This window comes from Serratia marcescens (genome assembly GCF_029846115.1).
Lineage (GTDB): Bacteria > Pseudomonadota > Gammaproteobacteria > Enterobacterales > Enterobacteriaceae > Serratia > Serratia marcescens_L.
Map to the genome: position 1 here is coordinate 3,088,090 of NZ_JARVZZ010000001.1, position 23,640 is coordinate 3,111,729.

Annotated in this window: 22 protein-coding genes; 7 read left to right on the forward strand and 15 right to left on the reverse strand. The window is 61.0% G+C overall.

Annotation, left to right across the window (positions count from 1 at the left end):
• Window positions 1-10 precede the first annotated feature (10 nt).
• The 3 genes from prc to QDT79_RS14620 all read left to right on the forward strand — a co-directional run bounded on the left by prc (window position 11) and on the right by QDT79_RS14620 (window position 4,193).
• The gene (prc, locus tag QDT79_RS14610; protein WP_033642845.1) at window positions 11-2,059 is read left to right on the forward strand and encodes a carboxy terminal-processing peptidase; all 2,049 of its coding nucleotides are present in this window, start codon (window positions 11-13) and stop codon (window positions 2,057-2,059) included.
• Window positions 2,060-2,369: 310 nt separating this feature from the next.
• Window positions 2,370-3,248 (forward strand): protease HtpX, encoded by an 879-nt coding sequence (gene htpX / locus QDT79_RS14615; RefSeq protein ID WP_033638291.1) that lies wholly within the window; start codon window positions 2,370-2,372, stop codon window positions 3,246-3,248.
• 237 nt (window positions 3,249-3,485) lie between these two features.
• Window positions 3,486-4,193 carry a hypothetical protein gene (locus tag QDT79_RS14620; protein ID WP_308316656.1) on the forward strand — a complete coding sequence of 236 codons (708 nt, stop codon included), beginning with the start codon at window positions 3,486-3,488 and terminating at the stop codon, window positions 4,191-4,193.
• Window positions 4,194-4,293: 100 nt separating this feature from the next.
• On the opposite strand, the gene QDT79_RS14625 is transcribed toward QDT79_RS14620, so the two are convergent.
• Window positions 4,294-5,688 carry an MFS transporter gene (locus QDT79_RS14625; RefSeq protein ID WP_063989663.1) on the reverse strand — a complete coding sequence of 465 codons (1,395 nt, stop codon included), beginning with the start codon at window positions 5,686-5,688 and terminating at the stop codon, window positions 4,294-4,296.
• A gap of 231 nt (window positions 5,689-5,919) precedes the next feature.
• Between QDT79_RS14625 and kdgR the strand changes: the two genes are divergently transcribed.
• Entirely contained in the window at window positions 5,920-6,711 is a 792-nt protein-coding gene (kdgR, locus tag QDT79_RS14630; RefSeq protein WP_063989664.1) for a DNA-binding transcriptional regulator KdgR, read from the forward strand.
• 46 nt (window positions 6,712-6,757) lie between these two features.
• On the opposite strand, the gene QDT79_RS14635 is transcribed toward kdgR, so the two are convergent.
• From QDT79_RS14635 to phnR, 5 genes are all read right to left on the reverse strand, one after another.
• Window positions 6,758-7,561, reverse strand: a complete 804-nt coding sequence (locus QDT79_RS14635; RefSeq protein WP_063989665.1) for an ABC transporter permease — start codon at window positions 7,559-7,561, stop codon at window positions 6,758-6,760.
• 2 nt (window positions 7,562-7,563) lie between these two features.
• Window positions 7,564-8,427: a 2-aminoethylphosphonate ABC transporter permease subunit gene (phnU, locus tag QDT79_RS14640; protein WP_308316657.1), complete on the reverse strand. Its 864-nt coding sequence runs from the start codon at window positions 8,425-8,427 to the stop codon at window positions 7,564-7,566.
• Between the two features lies 1 nt (window position 8,428).
• The gene (phnT, locus tag QDT79_RS14645; RefSeq protein ID WP_308317186.1) at window positions 8,429-9,553 is read right to left on the reverse strand and encodes a 2-aminoethylphosphonate ABC transport system ATP-binding subunit PhnT; all 1,125 of its coding nucleotides are present in this window, start codon (window positions 9,551-9,553) and stop codon (window positions 8,429-8,431) included.
• Window positions 9,554-9,561: 8 nt separating this feature from the next.
• Window positions 9,562-10,572, reverse strand: coding sequence for a 2-aminoethylphosphonate ABC transporter substrate-binding protein (locus QDT79_RS14650; protein ID WP_197772974.1), 1,011 nt, complete (start codon window positions 10,570-10,572; stop codon window positions 9,562-9,564).
• A 174-nt stretch (window positions 10,573-10,746) separates the two neighbouring features.
• Window positions 10,747-11,466 (reverse strand): phosphonate utilization transcriptional regulator PhnR, encoded by a 720-nt coding sequence (gene phnR, locus QDT79_RS14655; RefSeq protein WP_049198574.1) that lies wholly within the window; start codon window positions 11,464-11,466, stop codon window positions 10,747-10,749.
• Window positions 11,467-11,621: 155 nt separating this feature from the next.
• Here phnR and phnW point away from each other — a divergent pair, with 155 nt between their 5' ends.
• Both phnW and phnX read left to right on the forward strand, forming a co-directional pair.
• On the forward strand, window positions 11,622-12,725 hold the full coding sequence (gene phnW, locus QDT79_RS14660; RefSeq protein WP_063989668.1) for a 2-aminoethylphosphonate--pyruvate transaminase: 1,104 nt from the start codon (window positions 11,622-11,624) through the stop codon (window positions 12,723-12,725).
• Between the two features lie 9 nt (window positions 12,726-12,734).
• A complete protein-coding gene (gene phnX, locus QDT79_RS14665) occupies window positions 12,735-13,544 on the forward strand; it encodes a phosphonoacetaldehyde hydrolase (protein ID WP_063989669.1) in 810 nt (269 codons plus the stop codon).
• 62 nt (window positions 13,545-13,606) lie between these two features.
• On the opposite strand, the gene QDT79_RS14670 is transcribed toward phnX, so the two are convergent.
• The 4 genes from QDT79_RS14670 to QDT79_RS14685 form a co-directional block, all read right to left on the reverse strand.
• Window positions 13,607-14,998 (reverse strand): L-cystine transporter, encoded by a 1,392-nt coding sequence (locus QDT79_RS14670; RefSeq protein ID WP_063989670.1) that lies wholly within the window; start codon window positions 14,996-14,998, stop codon window positions 13,607-13,609.
• Between the two features lie 181 nt (window positions 14,999-15,179).
• Window positions 15,180-15,728, reverse strand: coding sequence for a metal-dependent hydrolase (locus tag QDT79_RS14675; RefSeq protein WP_004931456.1), 549 nt, complete (start codon window positions 15,726-15,728; stop codon window positions 15,180-15,182).
• Between the two features lie 425 nt (window positions 15,729-16,153).
• A complete protein-coding gene (gene hxpB / locus QDT79_RS14680) occupies window positions 16,154-16,819 on the reverse strand; it encodes a hexitol phosphatase HxpB (RefSeq protein WP_049198577.1) in 666 nt (221 codons plus the stop codon).
• Between the two features lie 64 nt (window positions 16,820-16,883).
• The gene (locus QDT79_RS14685) at window positions 16,884-18,164 is read right to left on the reverse strand and encodes an HdeD family acid-resistance protein (RefSeq protein ID WP_107226891.1); all 1,281 of its coding nucleotides are present in this window, start codon (window positions 18,162-18,164) and stop codon (window positions 16,884-16,886) included.
• A 185-nt stretch (window positions 18,165-18,349) separates the two neighbouring features.
• Between QDT79_RS14685 and QDT79_RS14690 the strand changes: the two genes are divergently transcribed.
• Window positions 18,350-18,910: a YniB family protein gene (locus QDT79_RS14690; RefSeq protein WP_063989672.1), complete on the forward strand. Its 561-nt coding sequence runs from the start codon at window positions 18,350-18,352 to the stop codon at window positions 18,908-18,910.
• Between the two features lie 35 nt (window positions 18,911-18,945).
• Here the strand turns inward: QDT79_RS14690 and QDT79_RS14695 are convergent, their stop codons facing one another.
• The 5 genes from QDT79_RS14695 to QDT79_RS14715 all read right to left on the reverse strand — a co-directional run bounded on the left by QDT79_RS14695 (window position 18,946) and on the right by QDT79_RS14715 (window position 23,599).
• Window positions 18,946-19,815, reverse strand: a complete 870-nt coding sequence (locus tag QDT79_RS14695; RefSeq protein WP_004931452.1) for a fructosamine kinase family protein — start codon at window positions 19,813-19,815, stop codon at window positions 18,946-18,948.
• Between the two features lie 238 nt (window positions 19,816-20,053).
• On the reverse strand, window positions 20,054-20,908 hold the full coding sequence (locus QDT79_RS14700) for a metal ABC transporter permease (RefSeq protein ID WP_107226890.1): 855 nt from the start codon (window positions 20,906-20,908) through the stop codon (window positions 20,054-20,056).
• Window positions 20,908-21,768 (reverse strand): iron/manganese ABC transporter permease subunit YfeC, encoded by an 861-nt coding sequence (gene yfeC / locus QDT79_RS14705; RefSeq protein WP_063989674.1) that lies wholly within the window; start codon window positions 21,766-21,768, stop codon window positions 20,908-20,910. Before yfeC ends, QDT79_RS14700 begins: the two co-directional genes overlap by 1 nt.
• Window positions 21,768-22,658 carry a manganese/iron ABC transporter ATP-binding protein gene (locus tag QDT79_RS14710; RefSeq protein WP_063989675.1) on the reverse strand — a complete coding sequence of 297 codons (891 nt, stop codon included), beginning with the start codon at window positions 22,656-22,658 and terminating at the stop codon, window positions 21,768-21,770. Before QDT79_RS14710 ends, yfeC begins: the two co-directional genes overlap by 1 nt.
• A complete protein-coding gene (locus QDT79_RS14715; protein WP_063989676.1) occupies window positions 22,655-23,599 on the reverse strand; it encodes a metal ABC transporter substrate-binding protein in 945 nt (314 codons plus the stop codon). Before QDT79_RS14715 ends, QDT79_RS14710 begins: the two co-directional genes overlap by 4 nt.
• Window positions 23,600-23,640 lie beyond the last annotated feature (41 nt).

Consider the following 23,640-nt stretch of genomic DNA (forward strand, 5'->3'; position numbering starts at 1 on the left):
CAACCCAGGCATGAACAAATTCGTCAGATTAACAGCGATTGCAGGGCTGCTGTGGGCGGGTGTCAGTTACGGCGCGGAAACAGCCAACATTCGCATCGGTCAACTGCCCCAACTGCAACAGGAACCCCAGCACGCTACGGTGAGTGAGCGCGTCACCTCGCGCTTCACTCGCTCTCATTACCGCCAGTTCGCCCTCGACGCGGAGTTCTCAGGCAAGATCTTCGATCGCTACCTGAACATGCTGGACTACAACCATAACGTGTTGCTGGCCTCCGACGTGGCGCAGTTCGCCGGCAAACGCAATCAGGTTGGCGAAGAGCTGAAAACCGGCAAGCTGGACACCTTCTACGCGCTGTTCAATCTGGCGCAGAAACGCCGCTTTGAGCGTTACACCTATGCGTTGTCGTTGCTGGACAAGCCGATGAACTTCACCGGCAACGGCACTATCGATCTCGACCGCAGCAAAGCGCCGTGGCCGAAAGACAAGGCCGAGCTGGATAGCCTGTGGGATGCGAAAGTCACCTATGACGAGCTGAACCTCAAGCTGACCGGCAAGACCGACAAAGAAATCCGCGACACGCTGACCAAGCGCTATCAGTTCGCCATCAAGCGTCTGACGCAAAGCAACAGCGAAGACGTCTTCCAGCTGGCGATGAATGCCTTTGCGCATGAAATCGACCCGCATACCAACTACCTGTCTCCGCGCAACACCGAGCAGTTCAACACCGAGATGAGCCTGTCGCTGGAAGGCATCGGCGCAGTGCTGCAGATGGATGACGACTACACCCTGATCAACTCGATGGTGCCGGGCGGCCCGGCGGCGAAGAGCAAGGCGATCACCGTGGGCGATCGCATCGTCGGCGTCGGTCAGGCCGGCAAACCGATGGTGGACGTGATCGGCTGGCGCCTGGACGACGTGGTGTCGTTGATCAAAGGGCCGAAAGGCAGCAAGGTGCGCCTGGAGATCCTGCCGGCCGGCAAGGGTACCAAAACCCGTGTGGTCACCCTGACTCGCGAGCGCATCCGCCTGGAAGACCGCGCGGTGAAAATGACCATCAAGACCGTCGGCAAAGAGAAGGTGGCGGTGTTCGATATCCCCGGCTTCTACGTCGGTCTGACCGATGACGTGAAAGTGCAGCTGCAGAAGATGGCGAAGCAGAACGTCAAGAGCGTGATCATCGATCTGCGCACCAACGGCGGCGGCGCGCTGACCGAAGCGGTGTCGCTGTCCGGCCTGTTCATTCCGAGCGGCCCGGTGGTGCAGGTGCGCGACAACAACGGCAAAGTACGTGAAGACGCCGACACCGATGGCGTGACCTACTACAAAGGCCCGCTGGTGGTGCTGGTCGATCGCTTCAGCGCCTCCGCCTCCGAGATCTTCGCGGCGGCGATGCAGGATTACGGTCGCGCGCTGATCGTCGGCGAACCGACCTTCGGTAAAGGCACCGTGCAGCAGTACCGTTCGCTGAACCGCATCTACGACCAGATGCTGCGCCCTGAGTGGCCGGCGCTGGGGTCGGTGCAGTACACCATTCAGAAGTTCTACCGCGTCAACGGCGGCAGCACTCAGCGCAAAGGGGTGACCCCGGACATTCTGATGCCGACCGGCGTCGATCCGGCGGAAACCGGCGAAGCGTTTGAAGACAACGCCATGCCGTGGGACAGCATCAATGCGGCGACCTACAGCAAGACCGGCGATATGGCGCCGTTCGAGCCGGAGCTGCTAAAAGATCACCAGCAACGCATCGCGCAGAATCCGGAGTTCCAGTACATCGCGCAGGATATCGCGCATTACAAGGCGCTGAAGGATAAACGCAACATCGTGTCCCTCAATCTGGCAGTGCGTGAGAAAGAGAACCACGATGATGATGCGACCCGTCTGAAACGCATCAACGAGCGCCTGGAACGCGCGGGCAAGAAGCCGCTGAAATCGCTCGACGATCTGCCGAAGGATTACCAGGAGCCGGATCCGTACCTGGATGAAACCGTGCATATCGCGCTGGACCTGGCTCATCTGGAAAAAGATCAGCCCGCTCAGCAGCCAACGCCGGCCAAATAAGGCCGCGTCCGGCAGAATGAAAAACGCACCCGAGGGTGCGTTTTTTTATGGCGATGCGAAGGCCGGCTTCTCTGCTGGGTGAAGGGATGTGGGCTTATGCAGCGCCTGACAAATTTAGGGTAAAAAACCCCTCCGCCTTGCGCAACAATCGTTTACAATTTGCCAAATCCCGGTCGCGCGTCGTTTTTGTAAAGTTTCGTATTTTTAGTAGGTTAATGACGCGTGACTCTTGAAACTGTGACGAATGCCCATACGATCTAGGGTATCTTAGACAGCGTTTTGTTAACATTTATGAGGAAGTAAACATTTTATGATGCGTATAGCTCTGTTCCTGCTCACCAACCTGGCGGTGATGTTGGTTTTCGGGCTGGTGCTCAGCCTGACAGGAATCCAATCCAGTAGCGTTCAGGGCCTGATGATCATGGCCGGTCTGTTCGGCTTCGGCGGCGCTTTCGTGTCGTTGCTGATGTCCAAGTGGATGGCGCTGCGCTCCGTCGGCGGGGAAGTGATTGAACAGCCGCGTAACGAAACCGAAAACTGGCTGCTGGAAACGGTGCGCCGTCAGTCGCAGCAGGCGGGCATCGCCATGCCGCAGGTCGCTATCTACCACGCGCCGGACATCAACGCCTTCGCCACCGGCGCACGCCGCGACGCCTCGCTGGTCGCCGTCAGCACCGGCCTGCTGCAGAGCATGAGCCGCGACGAAGCGGAAGCGGTCATCGCGCACGAAATCAGCCACGTCGCCAACGGCGATATGGTGACCATGACTCTGATTCAGGGCATCGTGAACACCTTTGTCATCTTCATTTCGCGCCTGATCGCGCAGGTGGCCGCCGGCTTCCTGGGCAACCGTGATGGCGAAGGGGAAGGCAACGGCAACCCGATGATTTATTTCGCGGTGTCGATGGTGCTGGAACTGGTGTTCGGCATCCTGGCAAGCATCATCACCATGTGGTTCTCGCGTCACCGTGAGTTCTACGCCGACGCCGGCTCCGCCAAGCTGGTGGGCCGCGAGAAGATGATCGCCGCCTTGCAGCGTCTGAAAACCAGCTATGAACCGCAGGAAGCGGGCAGCATGATGGCGTTCTGCATCAACGGTAAATCCAAGTCGTTCAGCGAGCTGTTCATGTCGCACCCGCCGCTCGACAAGCGTATCGAAGCGCTGCGTTCCGGCCAGTACCTGAAGTAATCGGCTGAATGAAATGAAAAACCCCGGCTCGCCGGGGTTTTTTTACGGCATGACGAAATCGCTTGTTCAGGAGGAGGTTGCTGATTCAATCGTTAGATTTCGCGATTTGAATACGGCCTTTCCGCCTCTCTCGGTACGCTAGCCGCTGCAGGCGACCATGCCTGACGCCTTCGCTTGCTTGGTTTGGGAAGCTCATGCTATATGCTTTGGCACCATAACGTCTGTCCCTGAGGCCCTATGAAAATCAACGCTCTTCCCTTGCTCGGCTGTGATGAGGCGCTGGCGCGCCTTACCATATTGGCGGGCGGCGTCGCCGATGCGTCTGCGGAGTTGTTAAACCGGAGTGGTTACGATTCTGAACAGCCAGCTATACGCTGGCATTCAGGCGACCTGCACCTCCCATCGTTTTTCCCAGACGAGGACGATAGGCACGATTACGATTATCTGGTCGTAGAGGGAAATTTGATCGTAGAGGGGTGCATGGCGGTGTCACCCCAGCGAGAGGATGGCGGCATCATTGTGCTGGGGCGGCTGCAGTCGGATACGCTGATTTGTTTGGGCGAGCTGCTCGTGCGTGACGATGCCCGCATACGCCATGCCTATTGCAGCTCTGGAAACGACGGCGCGTTTGTGGTGGGGGGAAGTCTGGCCGTGCTCACCCTGGTAGAAACGGGGGAATTTATCCATGTACATGGCGATCTCGACGCGCGATGTCTCGCCTCATTGCAGAACTTCGTTCAGGTTGACGGAGAGACGCGCTGCGACTGTCGAATCGACAGCGCGCAGTCCGCTGAACCGATCACGCGCATGTTCGCTTCATACCTGCTGAAGGCCTTTGAGGGGGAGGATAACGACGGCCAACACATTGTTGGCTGGTATCCGGATGACGATGCCTATTTAGCGTGTTTGCAACAAGGCCGCAGCCCTTTGAGGAGCGGCGACTGACGCCAAGCGTATCACACCTGGCGCAGCGTTATTCAGGCCGGCCGCATTGCTGGAACCGCCGGCTTTAGAATCGATGGGGTTTCGGCTGTTTCTATGGCCGCTATTTCACCTCGCGGCTCGGCTGCGCCGTTTGCGACGTCGATTGGGTGATGCGCAGGCTGCTGACCGCCGCCGCCAGGGTGGCGAACACGCCGGCCAGGATCAGCGAAGCGTGGGTGCCGGAGGTGGGGAACAGGTTGAACATCAGCGCCACCAGCGCGGCCCCCGAGGTTTGCCCCAACAGGCGAGCGGTACCCAGCATGCCGCTGGCGCCGCCGCTGCGGTTGCGTGGCGCGGCGGAGATGATGGTGTGATTGTTGGGCGACTGGAACAGGCCGAAACCGGCGCCGCACAGCACCATGCGCCAGATGATGTCCCCATTTGACGGATCCGCAGGCAGCAGCGCCAGCGAGAACAGCCCGAGCGCGAACACCGCCAGCCCAATGCAGCCCAGCAGGCCGGCGTGCACGCGTTCCACCAGCCGGCCGGCGATCGGCGCCATCACCACGATCGCCAGCGGCCACGGCGTCAACAGCAGCCCGGTCGCCACTTCGTCGCGGCCCAATGCGCTTTGCAGGAAAAACGGTAGCGACACCATCGCCAGCATTTGCGCGGCGAACGAGCAGATTGAGGTGCCCATCGACAGGGCGAAAATGGGGATACGCAGCAGGTCGACCGGCAGCAGCGGAAATTCCTGACGCAGCTGGCGGCGCACGAACACCGCGCCAATCGCCAGCAGCGCGGCGATCTCGCTGAAGATCAGCGTCAGGCTCTGGCCCTGAGCGAAGCCGCTGATGGCGGTGATCAGCAGGCCGAAAGTCAACGCGTTCAACACGGCGCTGGTGGGATCGAAACGGCGGTTATCGCTTTTTTGGCCGTTGGCCGGCAGGAATTTCATCCCCAGCAGCAGTGCGACGATACCGATCGGCAGGTTGATGGCGAACAGCCATTGCCAGGATGCGACCGACAGGATCGCCGCCGCCACCGTTGGCCCGGCCGCTGAGGAGCAAGCGACGATCAGCGAGTTGATGCCCATGCCGCGGCCGAGAAAACGCTGCGGGTAGATGATGCGGATCAGCGCGGTGTTGACGCTCATGATGGCGGCGGCGCCAAAGCCTTGCAGCACGCGGGCGATGGTCAGCGTGAGCAGCGAGTCGGACAGGGCGCAGAACAGCGAGGTGATGCTGAACACCAGCAGCCCGGCCTGATAGATGCGGCGATAGCCGATCAGATCGCCGAGCGACGCCAGCGACAGCAGAGACACGGTGATCGCCAACTGATAGGCGTTAACCACCCAAATGGAGCTGGCCGGGCTGGCGTTGAGATCGCGCGCGATGGTGGGCAGCGCCACGTTGGCTATCGCGCCATCGAGCACGGATACGGTAATGCCAAGGGCGATGGCGAGGATCGCCCCATAGCGTTGCGGGACGGGGAGGCCGTCGGAACAAGGACGCATGTGGATCTCAGCGGTATTTATTCAGGGGAGTATTATCATGCTAATCATATTTGCCCGTGATTGCATGCCTCTTGTCCGCTTAATTGTAAACGGCGGTGAGCGGAGCTGTGGTTATCCATTTGGCTTCAATCGCTTAGCGTTCGGCCGCGTTGCGCGCCGCGATCTGTTCCGATTATACTGAAACTCTTGTTTAAATTTCCTGAAACAAAACCGTTAAGTAGGGTATTCACCATGGCTAACGCAGATTCAGACAAGCAACCGGATGCCGTCTCATCCGTGATGAAAGTGTTCGGCATTTTGCAGGCGCTCGGCGATGAGCGCGAAATTGGCATTACCGAACTGTCCCAGCGGGTGATGATGTCCAAAAGCACCGTTTACCGCTTTTTGCAGACCATGAAAGCGCTGGGCTACGTCTCGCAGGAAGGCGAGACGGAAAAATACGCGCTGACGCTCAAGCTGTTCGAGCTGGGCGCCAAATCGCTGCAGAACGTCGATCTGATCCGCAGCGCTGACGTGCAGATGCGCGAGCTGTCGAACCGCACCCGCGAAACCATCCACCTCGGCGCCTTGGACGAGGACGGTATCGTCTATATCCACAAGATCGACGCGATGTACAACCTGCGCATGTATTCGCGTATCGGTCGCCGTAATCCGCTGCACAGCACCGCCATCGGTAAAGTGCTGCTGGCCTGGCGCGATCGGGATGAGGTGGCGCAGATCCTGTCGCAGATTGAATTTACCCGCAGCACCGAGCATACCCTGACCAGCGCCGCCGAACTGCTGCCGGTGCTGGAGCGGGTGCGTGAGCAGGGATACGGCGAAGATGCCGAGGAACAGGAAGCGGGGATCCGCTGCATCGCGGCGCCGGTGTTCGATCGGTTCGGGGTGGCGATCGCCGGGCTGAGCATTTCTTTCCCGACGCTGCGCTTTTCCGAAGCGGCGCGGGAGGAGTATGTGGCGCTGCTGCACGTCGCCGCCCGGCGCATCAGTGAACAGCAGGGCTATCACGACTACCCGTTCTGACCCTTCGCTTCGATGAACAAGGCGCTGCCATGGCAGCGCCTTTTTGCTATTTTGCGCCCGGCGTCAGCCGCTGCGCAATCCGCTCCAGCACTAACATCAGCAGCAACGTGGCCGCCACCAGGATCATGGTCAGCGTCGCGCCGTTGGCGATGCTGCCGCGATCGGTCAGGCTGAAGATAGTGACCGGCAGCGTCGCCCAGCTCGGTGGGTAGATCATCATGGTCGCACCCAGTTCACCCATTGACAGCGACAGGCTGAGAGCGAAGGCGGAGATCATATAGGGAGCGATCATCGGCAGGGTGACGTGACGCAGGCGAAACAACGGCGAAGCGCCCAGGCTGGCGGCGACGTTTTCGTAATCGCCAGGCAGCCGGGTCAGCCCGGCCATCACGTTGCCGAAGGTGAAGGCAGAAATCAGCACGAAGTGGGCGACGGGCACGATCAGGAAGGTGCCGTTCATCTGCAGCGTCCCCTGGCTGAACGCCACCAGCATCCCCAGACCGATAGAGACCGAAGGCACCGCGCTGGGAATGAAAAACAGCGTGCTCAGTAGCCGTTGGCCGCGCCCCTGATAGTGGCGCAGCGCCAGCGCCGCCCAGGTACCGCACAATAACGCGAACAGGCTGGCGCTGAAACCGATAGCCAGGCTGGCGACCAGCGCGTCCCAGGAGGCGCCGCTGAAGGCCTGACGGAAATGGCTGAGGGTGAAGCCGCTCGGCAGCACGCCGTTCCACTGTTCGCTCAGGCTGGACATCAGGATCACCGCCAACGGCAGGCAGAAGAACAGGGCGAACAGCGTGACCGCCAGCGTGCAGGTCAGGGTGCGGCCGGTGCGAGACCAAATCAACATCGTCAGTTCCTCTGCCCGGCGCGCGCCGCGGCGTAGCGGTAAAGGGAGAACAGCCCGAGCGACAGCGCGATATTCACGACGGCGATCGTGCAGGCGACGGCGTAATCCGATTCCAGAATCGCTTTGGCGTAGACCATCATCGGCAGCGTGGCGACCCCCTTGGCGCCGATAAACAGCACGATGCCGAATTCATTGGTGGTCAACAGCAAACACAGGCTGCCGCCGGCCAGCAAGGCCGGCAGCGCGGCGGGCAAAATCACCTGGCGCACCACGCGCCCCGGCCGGGCGCCGAGGATGCTGGCGGCTTCGAGCTGGCTGCGATCGATCTGCGACAGCGCCGCCATCAGCGGGCGCATCACCAGCGGCGTAAACACGGTGATTTCCGCCAGGATCACGCCCCAGATGGAGTAAAGAAAGTCCACCGGCGGCAGAGTAAAACCGAAGGCCGCCATCAGCGTACCGTTCAGCAGGCCGGCGGAGCCGTAGATAAAGGTGAAGGCCAGCGTGATCAGGAAGGTCGGCATGGCGATAAAGGTATCGATCACCTGGGCGATCAGGCGGCTGCCGGGGAACGGCGTGAACACCAGCAGCAGGGACAGCAGGGTGCCGAGCACTAGGCAGCCCAGCGTCGCCAGCAGCGCAATCTGCAGCGTGTTGAGCAGGGCGCCGACAAAGCGTCGGGATTCGAACACCTGTTGCAGCGCGGCGGCGCTGAACAGCCCCTGATCGTCGGTAAACACCTGTTTGACGATCAGCGCCAGCGGATAGAAAAACAGCGTCGCCAGCACCAGCAGCGGCAGCAGGACCCACAGGCGGCGCGGCAAGCGCAGCCGCTGAGCTGGGCGAATAAGCGTAGAGTCAGTCATGTCAGTCCTCGATCAGTACCGCGTCATCGGGGGCGAAATAGAGCGGCACACGCTCGCCAATTTGCGGCATCCGGTTGCGATGGGTGGTGACCACGCGCAGCGGATGGCCTTGCGCGTCGAACTGCAGGTGCGTCAATTCCCCCTGCCAGTGAATATCGCGCAGTGTGCCGATGAGGCAGTTGCTGCGCTGGGCGTCGGCATCGAGCGCGATATGCTGCGGCCGAATACACAGCAGTTTGTCGAAACCGCGTTGTGCGCCATAGGTAAAGCAGCCGATCACTTTGCCGGCGCAGCTGACGGTGGTCATGCCTTGCCCGGTAGTGGTCTCCAGCGCGGTGGCCGGCAGCAGGTTGGCGCGGCCGAGGAACTCGGCGGCGAAGCGGTTCGTGGGATGATGGTACAGCGCGCGGGTCTCGCCGTGGGCGATCAGGTGGCCGTCGCGCATGATGCCAATCTTGTCCTCCAGCGTCAGCGCTTCGCCCTGATCGTGGGTGACGTACAGGATGGTCAGGTCAGGCAGCTCGCGGTGCAGGCGGGCGATCTCCTCCACCATGCTGTGGCGAATTTGCGCGTCCAGCGCCGACAGCGGTTCATCCAGCAGCAAGACTTTGGGGCGCACCGCGATGGCGCGGGCGATCGCCACGCGCTGCTGTTGGCCACCGGAGAGCTGGCTGGGATAGCGCTTGGCGTAGGCGGACATGCCGACGATGGCCAACGCCTCGTCGACGCGTTCGGCGGTGAGGCCGCGCGGCTTGCCCTGCGCGCGCAGGCCGAACGCCACATTGTCTTCGACGCGCATATGCGGAAACAGCGCGTAGTTCTGTACCACCATGCCCAGACCGCGCTCATAAGGCGGCACGTCGGTGACATCGACGTCACCGATGGCAATACGCCCGGCGGAGGGCTGCACGAAGCCGGCGATCGCCCGCAGCACGGTGGTTTTGCCCGAACCGGAGGGGCCGATCAGCGCCAACACTTCGCCGGGGGCGATGGTGAGCGTCAGGGGTTTCAGCACCTCGGTGCCGCGGTACGACACGCTGACGCGGTCGAGCTGAATGCCCGACGGCCCGGCGATGTCCTGGCTGCTATCCCGCGCCTCGGCGCGGGAAGAGAGGGTAGAAGGCATCGTCAGCGTCATTCGGTCACCTTGTGCCAGCGGGAGATATCGGCGGACAGGCTGCTCACCACCTGATTCCAATCCGGCGCCCAGATGTCCACGCCTTTCAGCGCCGCCTGCGACTGCTTGAAGTTATCGTCGGTCGGGGTGACGTCCTTACGCACCGGCATGCCGTAGGAAATGGCGCTGACGCTGCTCTGCGCTTCTTTGCTCAACAGGAAGTCGATCAGCTTTTTGCCGTTGGCGCTTTGCGGCGCGCCTTGCACCAGGCCGACATAGTAAGGCAGCACCAGCGTGCTGCGCTTGCCGTCCGGCCCGGCCGGCCAGAACACCTTCACGTTCGGGTTGCTGCGCATCTGCGCCAGGTTCATCTGCAGATCGCCGTTGGCCACCAGCAGCTCGCCTTTATTGACCAGCGCGGTCAGCTTGCCGGTGGAAGCGGAAGGGCCGACGTTGTTGCTTTGCAGCTTGCCGAGGTAGTCGAAACCGGCGTCTTTGCTGCCGAAGCTGTGAAACGCCTGCAGCATCACCGCGGTGCCGTCACCCGCCTGGCCCGGCGTGGAGTACTGCAGCTTGTTGCGGAACTGCGCGTCCAGCAGCTGTTGATAGCTGGCGGGCGCCTGCGGCAACAGCTTGGCGTTATAGATGAAGCTCAGGTAGTTGTTCACCAACGGCACGAACTGCGGCTGGGCGTCGGCGATCTGCGCCGCATCCTGCGGGGTGAAATCCTGCAGCAGTTTTTCCGCGGCGGCGCGCTGGATGAACGGCGGCAGCGTCACCAGCACGTCGGCCTGCGGGTTGCTGCGCTCTTTCGACAGCCGCTCGACGATGGCGCCGGAACCGCCTTCGACGTACTGCACCTTGATGCCGGTTGCCTGAGTGAAGGCGTCGAACTGGGTTTGATACCAGCTGTGATCGCCGTCGTGCAGCCCATCGGCGGAGTAGACGGTCACCACCGCGTCGGCGGCCCAGGCCGGCGCGGCGCCGAGTGCGATGGCAGTCATCACGACCAGACGAGAAAGTTTCATAGCTTCAGCCTCACTGTTGCGGGTTAATGCGAAACTGGTATACACCAGATATGCGGTCAAGCTAATCGACGAATATGACAAACAAATGAAAGCGGCAAAATATATTTGCCGGCAACGAGGATTGGGCGTGGGAGAGAAAAGGGGGCGGCAGGTGCAGCCCCGTCATGCTGGGGGTTAAAGCGTATCGACTTCGATGCGCAGGCTGTCGTGGCGCCAGTATTCGATATCGAAATCGAGAATGCGGCCGTGCTGATCGTAATTCAACCGGCGCAGCAACAAGGCGGGCAGGCCGACCATGGCGCCGAGCGCGTTGGCGGCGCGGTAAGGCAGGGCCGTCGGATAGAACGACAGATGCATGTTGCTGTAAATCAACGCGTAATGCTGTTGATAGACCTCGGTCAGGCTGCCGTTGAGATCGTGGCTGAGCAGTTCCGGCACCCGCTGCGGCAGGCAGTGGTTTTCGCAATAGCAGATAGCGCGGCCGTCGGCGTAGCGCACGCGGCGTAGCAGATACACCTGATCGAACGGTTCGAGCGCCAGCGGCTGCATCACGTCGAGCGGCACCGTGGTTTTTTCGCCGGACAGCAGCGCGGTGCGCGGCGTGCGGCCCTGCTCCTGGCAGAGGCGGTGGAAGTTGGTGTTCTGCGTCGGATCCAGCCACAGCCGTTCCGGCGTGACGAACCAGCCGCGGCGATCGGCGCGGTAGATGGCGCCGGTGGCCTCCAGCTGCGCCAGGCTCTCGCGAATGGTGACGCGGGTGGTGGAGAAGATGGCGCACAGCTCGCGCTCCGAAGGCAGCTTGTCGCCCGCCTGCAGCGCGCCGCGGGTGATGCGCGCCTGAAGCTGATCCTTGATCTGCAGGTAGTGGGGCATATCGCCCTGATGTTCTTTCATTTCATCTCGCTATGGCATCGGCCCGACATTCCGGCACGCGCTTATTATACATAGCCAGATGAATTTTTTGTTTCACCGCGCTTTGTCGTTTGACCGGGGAAGGAATTTGCCGCCACAATGCCCGCAATCTGGTATAGACCAAATAGGTGAATAACATGTCCGATCGTAACTACCTGCTGTTGACACCCGGCCCGTTGACCACGTCGAAAACGGTAAAACAGGCGATGCTGTTCGACAGCTGCACCTGGGATGAAGATTACAACCTGGGCGTGGTGCAAAGCATCCGCCAGCAGTTGGTGGCGCTGGCGACGCCGTCCGCCGGCTACACCTCGGTGTTGCTGCAGGGCAGCGGCAGTTTTGCGGTGGAAGGCGTGCTGGGCACGGCCATCGGCCCGCAGGACAAGCTGCTGATCGTCAACAACGGCGCCTACGGGGCGCGGATGATCGAAATGGCGCGGCTGATGGATATCGACCACCACGCTTTCGACTGCGGTGAGGTGAATGAGCCGGACGTGGCGGCGATGGAGGCGGTGCTGAAAAGCGATGCGCGTATCAGCCATATCGCCATGGTGCACTGCGAAACCACCACCGGCATGCTCAACCCGCTGCAGAAGGTCGCCGGCCTGGCGGCGCGCAACGGCAAGACCTTTATCGTCGATGCCATGAGCAGCTTCGGCGGCATCCCGCTGGATGTGGACGCGCTGGGCATCGATTTTCTGATCAGCTCCGCCAACAAATGCATTCAGGGCGTGCCGGGGTTCGCTTTCGTCATCGCCCGCCGCAGCGAGCTGGAGAAATGCGCCGGCCGTTCACGCTCGCTGTCGCTGGATCTGTATGCCCAGTGGCGCTGTATGGAAGACCAGGCCGGCAAATGGCGTTTCACGTCGCCGACCCACACCGTGTTGGCCTTTGCGCAGGCGCTGAAAGAGCTGGAACAAGAGGGCGGCATTGCCGCGCGCCACCATCGATATCAAACCAATCAGCGGCGGCTGGTGGCGGGCATGCGCGACCTGGGCTTTGAGACTCTGCTCGATGAGGCGTTGCATTCGCCGATCATCACCGCGTTCTATTCGCCTAAGGCCGACACTTATCGCTTCGCCGAATTTTATCAGCGCCTGAAGCAGCAAGGGTTTGTGATCTATCCCGGCAAAGTGTCGCAGAGCGATTGCTTCCGTATCGGCAACATCGGGGAAATTTACCCGCAAGATATCGAACGTTTGCTGGCGGCCGTCGGGCAGGCGATGTACTGGAATCAATAAGGATTGACCATGAAACAGATCAACGCAGTGATCCTCGACTGGGCCGGCACCACGGTGGACTTCGGTTCCTTTGCGCCAACGCAGATTTTTGTCGAGGCGTTCAAGCAAACCTTCGATATCGACATCAGCCTGGCGGAAGCGCGTATTCCGATGGGGCTGGGCAAATGGCAGCACATCGAGGCGCTGGGCAAGCTGCCGGCGGTCGACGCGCGCTGGCGGCAGAAGCTGGGCCGCTCTATGAGCCATCAGGACATCGACGCGCTGTATCAGGCGTTTATGCCGCTGCAAATCGCCAAAGTGATCGATTTCGCCGATCCCATCGAGGGCGTGCCGCAGGTGATTGCCGGGCTGCGCGAACAGGGCATTAAAATCGGCTCCTGCTCCGGTTATCCGCGTGCGGTGATGGAGGTGCTGGTGCCCGCCGCCGCGCAGCGCGGCTACGCGCCGGATTACTGGGTTGCCACTGACGATCTCGCGGCCGGCGGGCGGCCAGGGCCGTGGATGGCACTGCAGAATGCGATCGCGCTGGGCATCGATGCGGTGGCGCACTGCGTGAAGGTGGATGACGCGGTGCCGGGCATTCATGAAGGGCTGAACGCCGGAATGTGGAGCGTCGGATTGGCGCTGTCCGGCAACGAGTTCGGCGCGACCTGGCAGGAGTATCGCCGGATGGCGGCGGCAGAGATCGAGCAGCGCCGCACGGCGGCCACCGATAAACTGTACGCGGCGGGCGCGCACTATGTGATAGACACGCTGGCGCAATTGCCGGGCGTGATCGCCGACATCAACCGGCGGCTGGCGAACGGCGAGCGGCCGTAACGACCGAACACGGGGCATAAAAAAACCAGGGATAATCCCCGGTTTTTCGTTTTGAGACGGCGTTAACGGTGAGCCAATTCGACTTCGTCTTCGCTGTCCATCACGGCTTTGTCGGTTTGTTTCATCAGCTGGCTGGTGATGGTGCCCGCCGCCATGGAGCCGTTGACGTTCAGCGCGGTACGGCCCATGTCGATCAGCGGTTCGACCGAAATCAGCAAGGCGACCAGCGTCACCGGCAGGCCCATCGCCGGCAGCACGATCAGCGCGGCGAAAGTGGCGCCGCCGCCCACGCCCGCCACGCCGGCGGAGCTGATGGTGACGATGCCGACCAGGGTGGCGATCCACACCGGATCCAGCGGGTTGATGCCGACGGTCGGCGCAACCATCACCGCCAGCATCGCCGGGTAGAGGCCCGCACAGCCGTTCTGGCCGATGGTGGCACCGAACGACGCTGAGAAGCTGGCGATGGATTCCGGCACGCCCAGGCGGCGGGTCTGCGCTTCCACGTTCAATGGAATGCTGGCGGCGCTCGAGCGGCTGGTGAAGGCGAAGGTGATCACCGGCCACACCTTGCGGAAGAACTTCATCGGGTTAACGCCGGTGAAGGCCAGCAGGACAGCGTGTACCACGAACATGATGGCCAGACCGATGTACGAGGCCACCACGAAGCTGCCGAGTTTGACGATGTCGTGAATGTTGGAACCGGCGACCACTTTGGTCATCAGCGCCAGCACGCCGTACGGCGTCAGTTTCATGACCAGGCGCACCAGCTTCATCACCCAGGCCTGCAGGGTGTCGATAGCGACCAGCACGCGCTCGCCTTTCGGCTTGTCGTCTTTCAGCAGCTGCAGCGACGCCACGCCGAGGAAGGTGGCGAAAATCACCACGCTAATGATAGACGTCGGGCTGGCCCCGGTCAGATCGGCGAACGGGTTTTTCGGAATGAACGACAGCACCATCTGCGGCACGGTCAGGTCGGCCAGTTTACCCACGTAGTTGGTCTGGATCGCCGTCAGGCGCGCGCTTTCCTGCGCGCCCTGCACCAGGCCTTCGGCGGTCAGGCCGAACAGGTTGGTGACCAGCACGCCCACCAGCGCCGAGATCAGCGTGGTGAACAGCAGCGTACCGATAGTCAGGACGCTGATTTTGCCCAGAGAAGAGGCGTTGTGCAGCTTGGCCACCGCGCTCAGGATCGAGGCGAACACCAGCGGCATGACGATCATTTGCAGCAGTTGCACATAGCCGTTGCCGACGATGTTGAACCAGCTGATGGATTCTTTCAGTACCGGGTTGTCGGCGCCGTACACCAGCTGCAGGCCCAGGCCGAACACCACGCCGACCACCAGGCCGACCAGCACTTTTTTCGCCAGGCTCCATTGCTTGTGGCGGGTTTGCGCCAACAGCAACAGGAGCGCGACAAACACCAGCACGTTAATCACGAGCGGAAGATTCATCCCCAATGTCTCCAATAATCTTTCTTATAAAAACGACTACGCATCACGTATGTCGCGATGTAAATATCGTAACAGTTTGCCGAGTGGCCTACTTATATCCAAATGGAATTTGATATAGCTTTTTGTGTGTTTTTGTTCGTTTTATATACATGAAGGTGATGAGTTGAGCGGATTTTTGTGATCAGAGTCTAATATTTCTGATTTGCTCGACATAGGATTGCACCGGCAGGGTGAAATCACCTTGCCAACAGATGGCAAACGCCACCAGGCACAGGCACAGCACGCGCTCGAGCTGATTGCCTTTTTGCGAGTTGAGCAGCGGCAGGCGAAAACGCCAGCGGCATGGCCACAGCAGCGGAACGCCGGCGGGAGTGAGCATATCGGCCAGCAGATGGCTGAAGTAACCGATGATCATGGCGTGCAGCGCGTCGGCCGGGATCGGCCAGCTGCGCGGCACGTCCAGTTGGAACAGCGCCATGCCGCCGGCGATCGCCAGCAGGCTATGGGTGAAGCCGCGGTGGCCGAAGGCGCGGGCGATGGGCAGGGCAATCCAGCGCAGACGCTGACCCAACACCGATTTAGGGTGATCGATGTCCGGCAGCAACGAGGTCAGCAGCGCGGCGGGTATGATGTGCCACCAGTCGCCGGTAGCCAGCTCTGGCGTGACTTCCGCCTTCTTGGCGAAGATCGCGCAAGCGACAGAGAAAATAAGATGTCCTTCCGCGGTCATGCTGTTGCGATTCCGGCTGGTAAACTGTTAATTTATCCAGTATATGGGAAAATTCCCAGTAGTGGAAGCAGTTACCCTGTAACCAATTGTTTATTTTTCCCGGTTTTACAACGGCTTGTTACGGCAATGCGTAACAAATCATCGATTTTGACGGGTGAGAATAAAAAGCGGGCGATAGGCGGTGCAGAACGGAGAGAAACGAAGGCGGTTTTCAGTGTGCGGCGGCGGGAGGAAGCGGCGGCCGCGAAGAGCGCTGCGTGGCAGTGACAACGCTACGCGGGCCGTCGCTTTCCCTGCCGCCCAGCATAATAACAACAGCATGCCAATTCAATAATAATGAAACACTGTTTCGTTTGTTTTGCAGCACGGATCCCTTTTATGCCGTAGAGCCGCAAAGCCAGGGCGCCGGTGGCCGACGCCGCAGGTCAGGCAAAATGGGCGGGGGTGAGCTGTTCCAGGGTCTCCAACTGGTGGTCCGCCAACGCCCAGCGCGGATCGTGGCGGTATTCGGCGGCCGGGATCACGATGGAACGCATGCGCGCGGCCTTGGTGGCGATCATGCCGTTAAAGGAGTCTTCCAGCGTGATGCAGCGCAGCGGATCGCTGCCCAGCCGTTCGGCGGCGATCAGGTAGACCTCCGGGTGCGGTTTGCTGTACGGCAGGTATTCGGCGGAAACCAGCTGATCGAAGTAGCCCTCAAGATCGAACATCTTCAGCACCTGCTGTTGCATGTGCAGCGGCGAGGCGGAGGCGAGGCCGATATTCAGCCCCTGCTCGCGGCATAGCTCCAGCGCCTGGCGGACGCCCGGCAGCAGCGGGCGTGTCTCGTGCACCAGCTCGATGGCGCGCTCGATAATCCGCGCCGACACCTCATCGAGCGAAACCCCTTGCCAGGGCATCGCCTGGTACCACATCTTCACCACCAGATCGATGCGCAGCCCCAGGGTGTCCGGCAGTTTGTGGCGATCGGACAGATCCAGACCCAACGCGCCGAAGATATCCAGCTCGGCCTGCAGCCACAGCGGTTCCGAATCGATCAACAAGCCGTCCATATCAAAAATTGCGGTTTCAATGCGTTGCGAATAAGCCATTAACGGTTAACTCCTGCCGGCGCGGGTGAATGTGCCCGATACTCTATCATCGCCGGTGGCGAGACTAAAATCTTTGCCTGCGCGTTTGGCTTTTGCCAAAGCGAAGGATATTCCACATCTCGCGCAACTTTAGCCACCAGCGTTGGTGTTGACGCTCGGTGACCTGTTGCAACATGCGCGCATAGTCCAGTACCAACCCCGGCGTCCAGGTCATGCTTTCGCCACGGCTGCGCAGTACCGCCAGCATCCACAGGTTGGGATCCAGCACCAGTAACAGAAAACGGCGCCACAGATGTTTATCGCCCAGCACGCCCTCCAGCGCACTGTCGAGCGCGCCGATGACCGTGGTGGAACAGTTGCGCCGGGTCAGGTTGTAAGTTGCGTCCTGCCGATACCGCAACCAGAATGCGCGCAGCGCCACCGGGTTATAGCGATAGAACTGAATTTTCTTGTCCGGGGGGCACCAGGCGGCGATCTCGCCCGACAGGTCGGGCAGGAAACGTCCGTCGACGTTGTTCTGTTCGCCGGCATGCAACAACTGGCGGAAATCCTGAACGGAATGGCTGATGTCGTTGAGGGGGTAGTGACTGATATACACATCCGGCGCAAGCGCCAGGGCGGCATGACCGGTGGAGATATTGCCACCGTCGTCGACCGCCGCGATGTATCGGTCGACGATGTAACGCCGACGCGGATCTTTAGCCGCACCAATCGGTGTCCAGACATACACCGTGAGCGGCGCAGCCTCATCCGCCGGGTGCGGAGGCTGCCGGGTTGGGTGCTGATTCAGAGAAAAGCTTGTCAGTCTCCGGGCGATACGCAATAAAGCCCAGCCGGAAAGCACCATCATTACACCGAGGCAAAAGGGCACCGTCATCCGATGCGGCGCCGGCCAGCCGACAAAAATCATCAACGAAAGCAGGATCTCGCCGCCGCCCGCCAGCGCCACGGTTTTCCATCGGCTGTGTTGAATCACCGTAGAGGAGGCGATGCGCACGGCGCCGTCGAGCAGCAGCGCGCTGCCAAACACCACGGTGGCGACGATGTTATCGTCTGCGGGCACGTCCAACATTAAAAAGGCCATAAACACGAAGCCCAGCCCCTTAAGCAGCACCGGCCGGCTGGCCGAAGAGCCGATCACCAGCGCGGCGGATATCGCCACCAGCCCCTCCAGCGCCAGGATGATCGCCAGCGCATCCAGCGCCAGTACGGACCGGCCATCCTGCAGGATGTCGAACAGCATCAGCGCCCCTGCGGCTATCCACAGCCAACCGAACAGCACCAGCAGGCGGCGCTGGCCGTGCAGCGCCTGCGCGCCCAGCAATAAGATAATCAGTCGAATCATGACGGCCTCTGACTTAACGGATAACGTTATCTCTTCAATGATAGTGCGCGAACGTCGTTAAGCAGTTGATTTCGGCGAATTCGGCTAAGCTTGTAGCACAGCGGGAATGAAGAAAACGGTGGGCGAGTTTCGCCAACTGCAGGTAGACTTAGCCGATTCGGTTACGTCGCTAACAAGGGGAACACATGACGTATCAACAGGCCGGGCGTATCGCCATTTTGAAACGCATTCTGGGATGGGTAGTTTTTATTCCGGCGTTGCTGTCGACGCTGATTTCCGTGCTGGGCTTTGTCTATCAACACAGTGAAAAAACCAAGGGCATCAACGCGGTGATGCTGGATTTTGTCCATGTGATGGTGGACATGGTGCGTTTCAATACGCCGTTCCTGAATCTTTTCTGGTACAACTCGCCGGTGCCTGATGTGGATAAAAGCCTGTTCAGCGGCGCCAATCTGATGTTCATCATCATCTACATACTGATCTTCGTCGGGCTGGCGCTGCAGGCTTCCGGCGCGCGCATGTCGCGCCAGGTCAAGTTCATCCGCGAAGGGTTGGAAGACCAGATGATCCTGGAGCAGGCCAAGGGCAGCGAAGGACACACGCGCCAGCAGCTGGAGGCGCGCATCACGCTGCCACACCACACCATCTTCCTGCAGTATTTCCCGCTGTATATCCTGCCGATCGTGATTGCGGTGATCGCCTGGTTCGTGATCCGCCTGTTGGGGCAATTGGCCGGCGCGGCCTGAGCCATGAACGGGGCGCCGAGCGGCGCCCCGGAACGTTACGACGCCTCGGGTTGCAACAGCGCTTCCACCGCGCGTTGCGCAGCCACCAGATGCTGGCCGCCGAACAGGTTGCTGCGGTTGAGCAGATAGTACAGCTGATACAGCGGCTGGCGCTCGATAAACCCGGCACCCAGCGGCCACACGCTCTGATAGCCGTCGTAGATCTGCGGCGGCAGTTCCGGATACAGCGGCAGCATCGCCAAATCGCACTCTCGGTCGCCCCAGTAACTGGCCGGGTCGAACAGAATCGGCCCGTGGGCGGTCATCGCGCAGTTGCCCGGCCACAGGTTGCCGTGCAGCAGGGAAGGCTGCGGCTGGTGGTGCTGCAAGCGCAGATACACCCGATCGACGATGTCGTCGATGTCACCGAAGGTCATGCCTTTCTCCGCCGCCAGCTGCAGCTGCCAGCCGATGCGCTGCTCAGCGAAGAATTCCGACCAGCGGCGCTGCCAGGCATTGGGTTGCGGGGTGGTGGTCAGATCGCTGTCGAAGTCGAGACCGAACTGCGGTTGCTCGCTCCACTGGTGCAGGTGCGCCAGCTGCTGGCCCAGGCAGTAGGCGCCGTGGGCGTCGAGGGGTTTCAGCTGCTGATACTCCAGCAGCAGGAAGCTGTAGTCGCGATCGCTGCCGACGCCGTACACTTCCGGCACCCGCACGCTTTTGCTGCGCGCCAGCAACGCCAGCTGATCGGCCTCGGCGGTGAATATCGGCAGTTGTTCACGGGCGTCGCATTTCACGAACACTTCGTTGTCACCGTAACTCACGCGCCACGCCGGGTGAATGTCGCCCCCGGGCAGTTCAATCCTTTCGCGTATCTCTGCGCTGCCAAGATGTTCACTTAACAGACGGCTAACGGCTTGCCACATGGTATTTCCCCCTCTGTGCTGCCTGATAATTCATTAGGTTAGCGTCTTTCCCGTGGTGAAAACACGACGCGGCGCACAGCCGGCGTCAAAGGTGGCGATTTTTTCAGCGCCTCGCCAGCTCAAAGTATATACCCTATTGATTAATTTAAGCGCAATACCGGTTGCAACTTGATGACAACGGATAAGCGAGCAGGGGAAACAGGATGCGGCGGGGATCACCGCCGCATCAGAGGGGCGCTTAACTGCCGCTCAGGGCGGTTTGGTTACGCTGTAACGGACGCAATTTACTGTACAACAAAGCGATAACGAACAGCACGGCTTGCACAATGACGATGCAGGGCCCGGTGGCGCCGTCGATGTGGAAACTGATCAGGGTGCCGAGCACGCAAGAGAACACCGACACCACCGTCGCCACCATCAGCATGCGATCGAAGCGGCGGCACAGCATAAAGGCGATGATGCCAGGGGCGATCAGCATGGCGATCACCAGGATCACCCCCACGGCCTGCAGCGAGGCGACGATGGTCATCGCCAGCAGGCACAGCAGCCCGTAGTGCAGCAGCTTGACCGGCAGGCCAATCACCCGCGCATGATGCGGATCGAAGCAGTACAGCATGAAGTCTTTGCGCTTGAGCAGCACCACCGCCAGGGTGATGCTGGCGATCAGCAGGGTTTGCTTCAGCTCGCCGTCGGTAATGCCCAGCATGTTGCCGAACAGAATGTGGCTCAGGTGCTGGTCGGTGTCGATGCGCGAGAACAGCACCAGGCCGAAGGCGAACATGCCGGAAAAGACGATGCCCATCACCGTGTCTTCTTTTACCCGGCTGTTCTCTTTCAGGTAGCCGGTGGCTACCGCGCAAAAGATGCCGGAGAGGAACGCGCCGATCGCCAGCGGGATGCCGACCACGAACGCCACCACGATGCCGGGCAGCACCGCGTGCGAGATGGCGTCGCCCATCAGCGACCACCCTTTGAGCACCAGATAACAGGAGAGCACGGCACACACTACGCCGGTGACGATGGCGGCGACGATCGCCCGCTGCATGAACGGGTAGGCGAAGGGTTCGCTGAGCAGTTGGTAGAGCGTGTCCATCAGCGGCCTCCGGTTTGTGACTGTGCTACGCGACGTTTTGCCGCCAGCAGGCCGTGTTTCGGCGCGAAGAAGAACGCCGCCAGGAACACCAGCGTTTGCAGGGTGACGATCACGCCCCCGGTGGCGCCGTCGAGGAAGAAGCTCAGGTAGGCGCCGACGCCGCTGGTCAACGCGCCGATGATGATGGCGATGATCACCAGCCGGCTGAAACGGTCGGTCAGCAGGTAGGCGGTGGCGCCCGGGGTGATCACCATGGCGATCACCAGAATGGCGCCGACGGTTTGCAGCGCGGCGACGGTGCAGGCGCTGAGCAGGGTGAAGAACAGGATCTTAAGCCGCAGCGGCGACAGGCCGATCGACACCGCGTGGCTTTCGTCGAAGAACACCGCCAGCAGGTCTTTCCATACCAGGCACAGGATCAGCAGCGAAACGCCGATGATGATTTCCACCTGCAGCACGTCTTCGTCGGCGATGCCGAGGATATTGCCGAAGATGATCGACTGTACGTTGACCGAGGTGGGGTTGAGCGACACGATCAGCAGGCCGACGGCGAAGAAGGTGGAGAAGATAAAGCCGATGATGGCGTCTTCGCGCAGCCGGGTGATATGGCGCACCAGCGTCATCGCCAGCGCCGCCAGCATACCGGTGAAGAAGGCACCGGCGGCGTAGGGTAGGCCGAGGGCGTAGGCGCCGGCCACGCCGGGCACCACCGAGTGCGACAGCGCATCGCCCATCAGCGACCACCCTTTCAACATCAGGTAGGCGGACAGGAACGCGCAGGCGGCGCCGACGATGGCGCTGACCCAGATGGCCTTCACCATATAGTTGTAACTGAAAGGTTGCAGCAGAAGGTCCAGCATCAGGATTGTTTCTCCCTGGCCTGGCTGTTGGCCGGCGGATCGCTCTTGGTATGGCCGTAGAACACCGCCGGGCGCTCATCGTCGGTCAACACCGTAACGGTGCGCGGATCGTTGTCGTCGTGCAGATCCGGACCGGAGAGGTTAATATGGCGCAGCACGCCGCCGAATGCCTGCTCCAGGTTGCTCTGGGTGAAGGTGGTCTCGGTCGGGCCGGCGGCCAGCACTGTGCGATTGATGAGGATCACCCGATCGCAAAACTCCGGCACGCTGCCGAGGTTGTGGGTGGAGACCAGAATCAAATGCCCCTCGTCGCGCAATGCGCGCAGCAGCTCGATAATGGCATTCTCAGTTTTCACATCCACGCCGGTGAACGGTTCATCCAGCAGCAGCACGGTGCCCTGTTGCGCCAGCGCACGCGCCAGGAACACGCGCTTCTTCTGGCCACCGGACAGCTCGCCGATCTGCCGGCTGCGCAGCTCGCTCAGGCCGACGCGTTCCAGCGCCTTGTCGACCCGCAACCGATCCTCGCGCGAAGGAATGCGCAGGAAATTCATCTTGCCGTAGCGGCCCATCATCACCACGTCTTCCACCAGCACCGGGAAGTTCCAATCGACGTCTTCGGTCTGTGGCACGTAGGCGATCAGGTTCTTTTTCAGCGCGTCCGCCACCGGTTTGTCGCTGAGCGACACCCGGCCGGCGGTGGGCCTGACCAGGCCCATGATGCTTTTGAACAACGTTGATTTACCGCTGCCGTTGACGCCGACCAGCGCGCAGATCGAACCGCCGCCCAGGGTAAAGCTGGCGTTGTGAATGGCAGTGTGTCCGTTGTTGTAGGTCACGGTGACGTCGTCCACGTTCAATTCAGGGCGGACAAACGGTTCATGGGTCATTGATCGAATCCTTTGGCGATGGTTTGCACGGTGGTGTTAAGCAGGTCGATATAGGTCGGCACCGGGCCGTCGCGGGTGGACAGCGAATCCACGTACAGCACGCCGCCGTATTTGGCGCCGGTTTCTTTCGCCACCTGCTTGGCCGGCTTGTCGGAAATGGTGCTCTCGCTGAACACCACCGGAATATGGTGGGCGCGCACCGCGTCGATCACCCGGCGCACCTGCTGCGGCGAACCTTGCTCATCGGCGTTGATCGGCCACAGATAAACCTCTTTCAGCTGATAGTCCTGCGCCAGGTAGCTGAAGGCGCCTTCGCTGGTCACCAGCCAACGCTGTGCGGCCGGAATGCGCGCCAGGCGTTCGCGCAGCGGGGCGTCCAGCGCGCCGATTTTCTCTGCGTAGGCTTTGGCGTTGCGGTTATAAGTTTCCGCATGGGCCGGATCGTGCTCCACCAGCGCTTTGCGAATGTTCTCGATGTACACCAGCGCGTTGCTTGGCGACATCCAGGCATGCGGGTTCGGGTTGCCGTTATACGGCCCTTCGCGGATCGGCAGCGGGGTGATGCCTTCGGTCACGACCGCCGCCGGCACCTGTTTGATGTTCTCGAAGAAGCGCTGGAACCAACGTTCCAGGTTCATGCCGTTCCACAGGATCAGGTCGGCGTGCTGCGCTTTGACGATGTCGCGCGGAGTCGGTTGATAGTCGTGGATCTCGGCGCCCGGCTTGGTGATGGATTCCACCACGGCGGCATCACCCGCCACGTTCTGGGCAATGTCCTGAATGATGGTAAAGGTCGTCACCACGCGCAGCTTTTTTTCCGCCAGCGCGTTTTGGCTGACCAAGGCGGCGCCGAGCAGCAGGCAGGCGAGCGTGAAAGGGCGTAACAGTGCGGCAGCGCGGGAAGGACGACTGCGGCGAAAAGCACAACTTATCAATGGCATGATGACGTCTCCTGGTTCAAATGAAAATGATTATCAATATC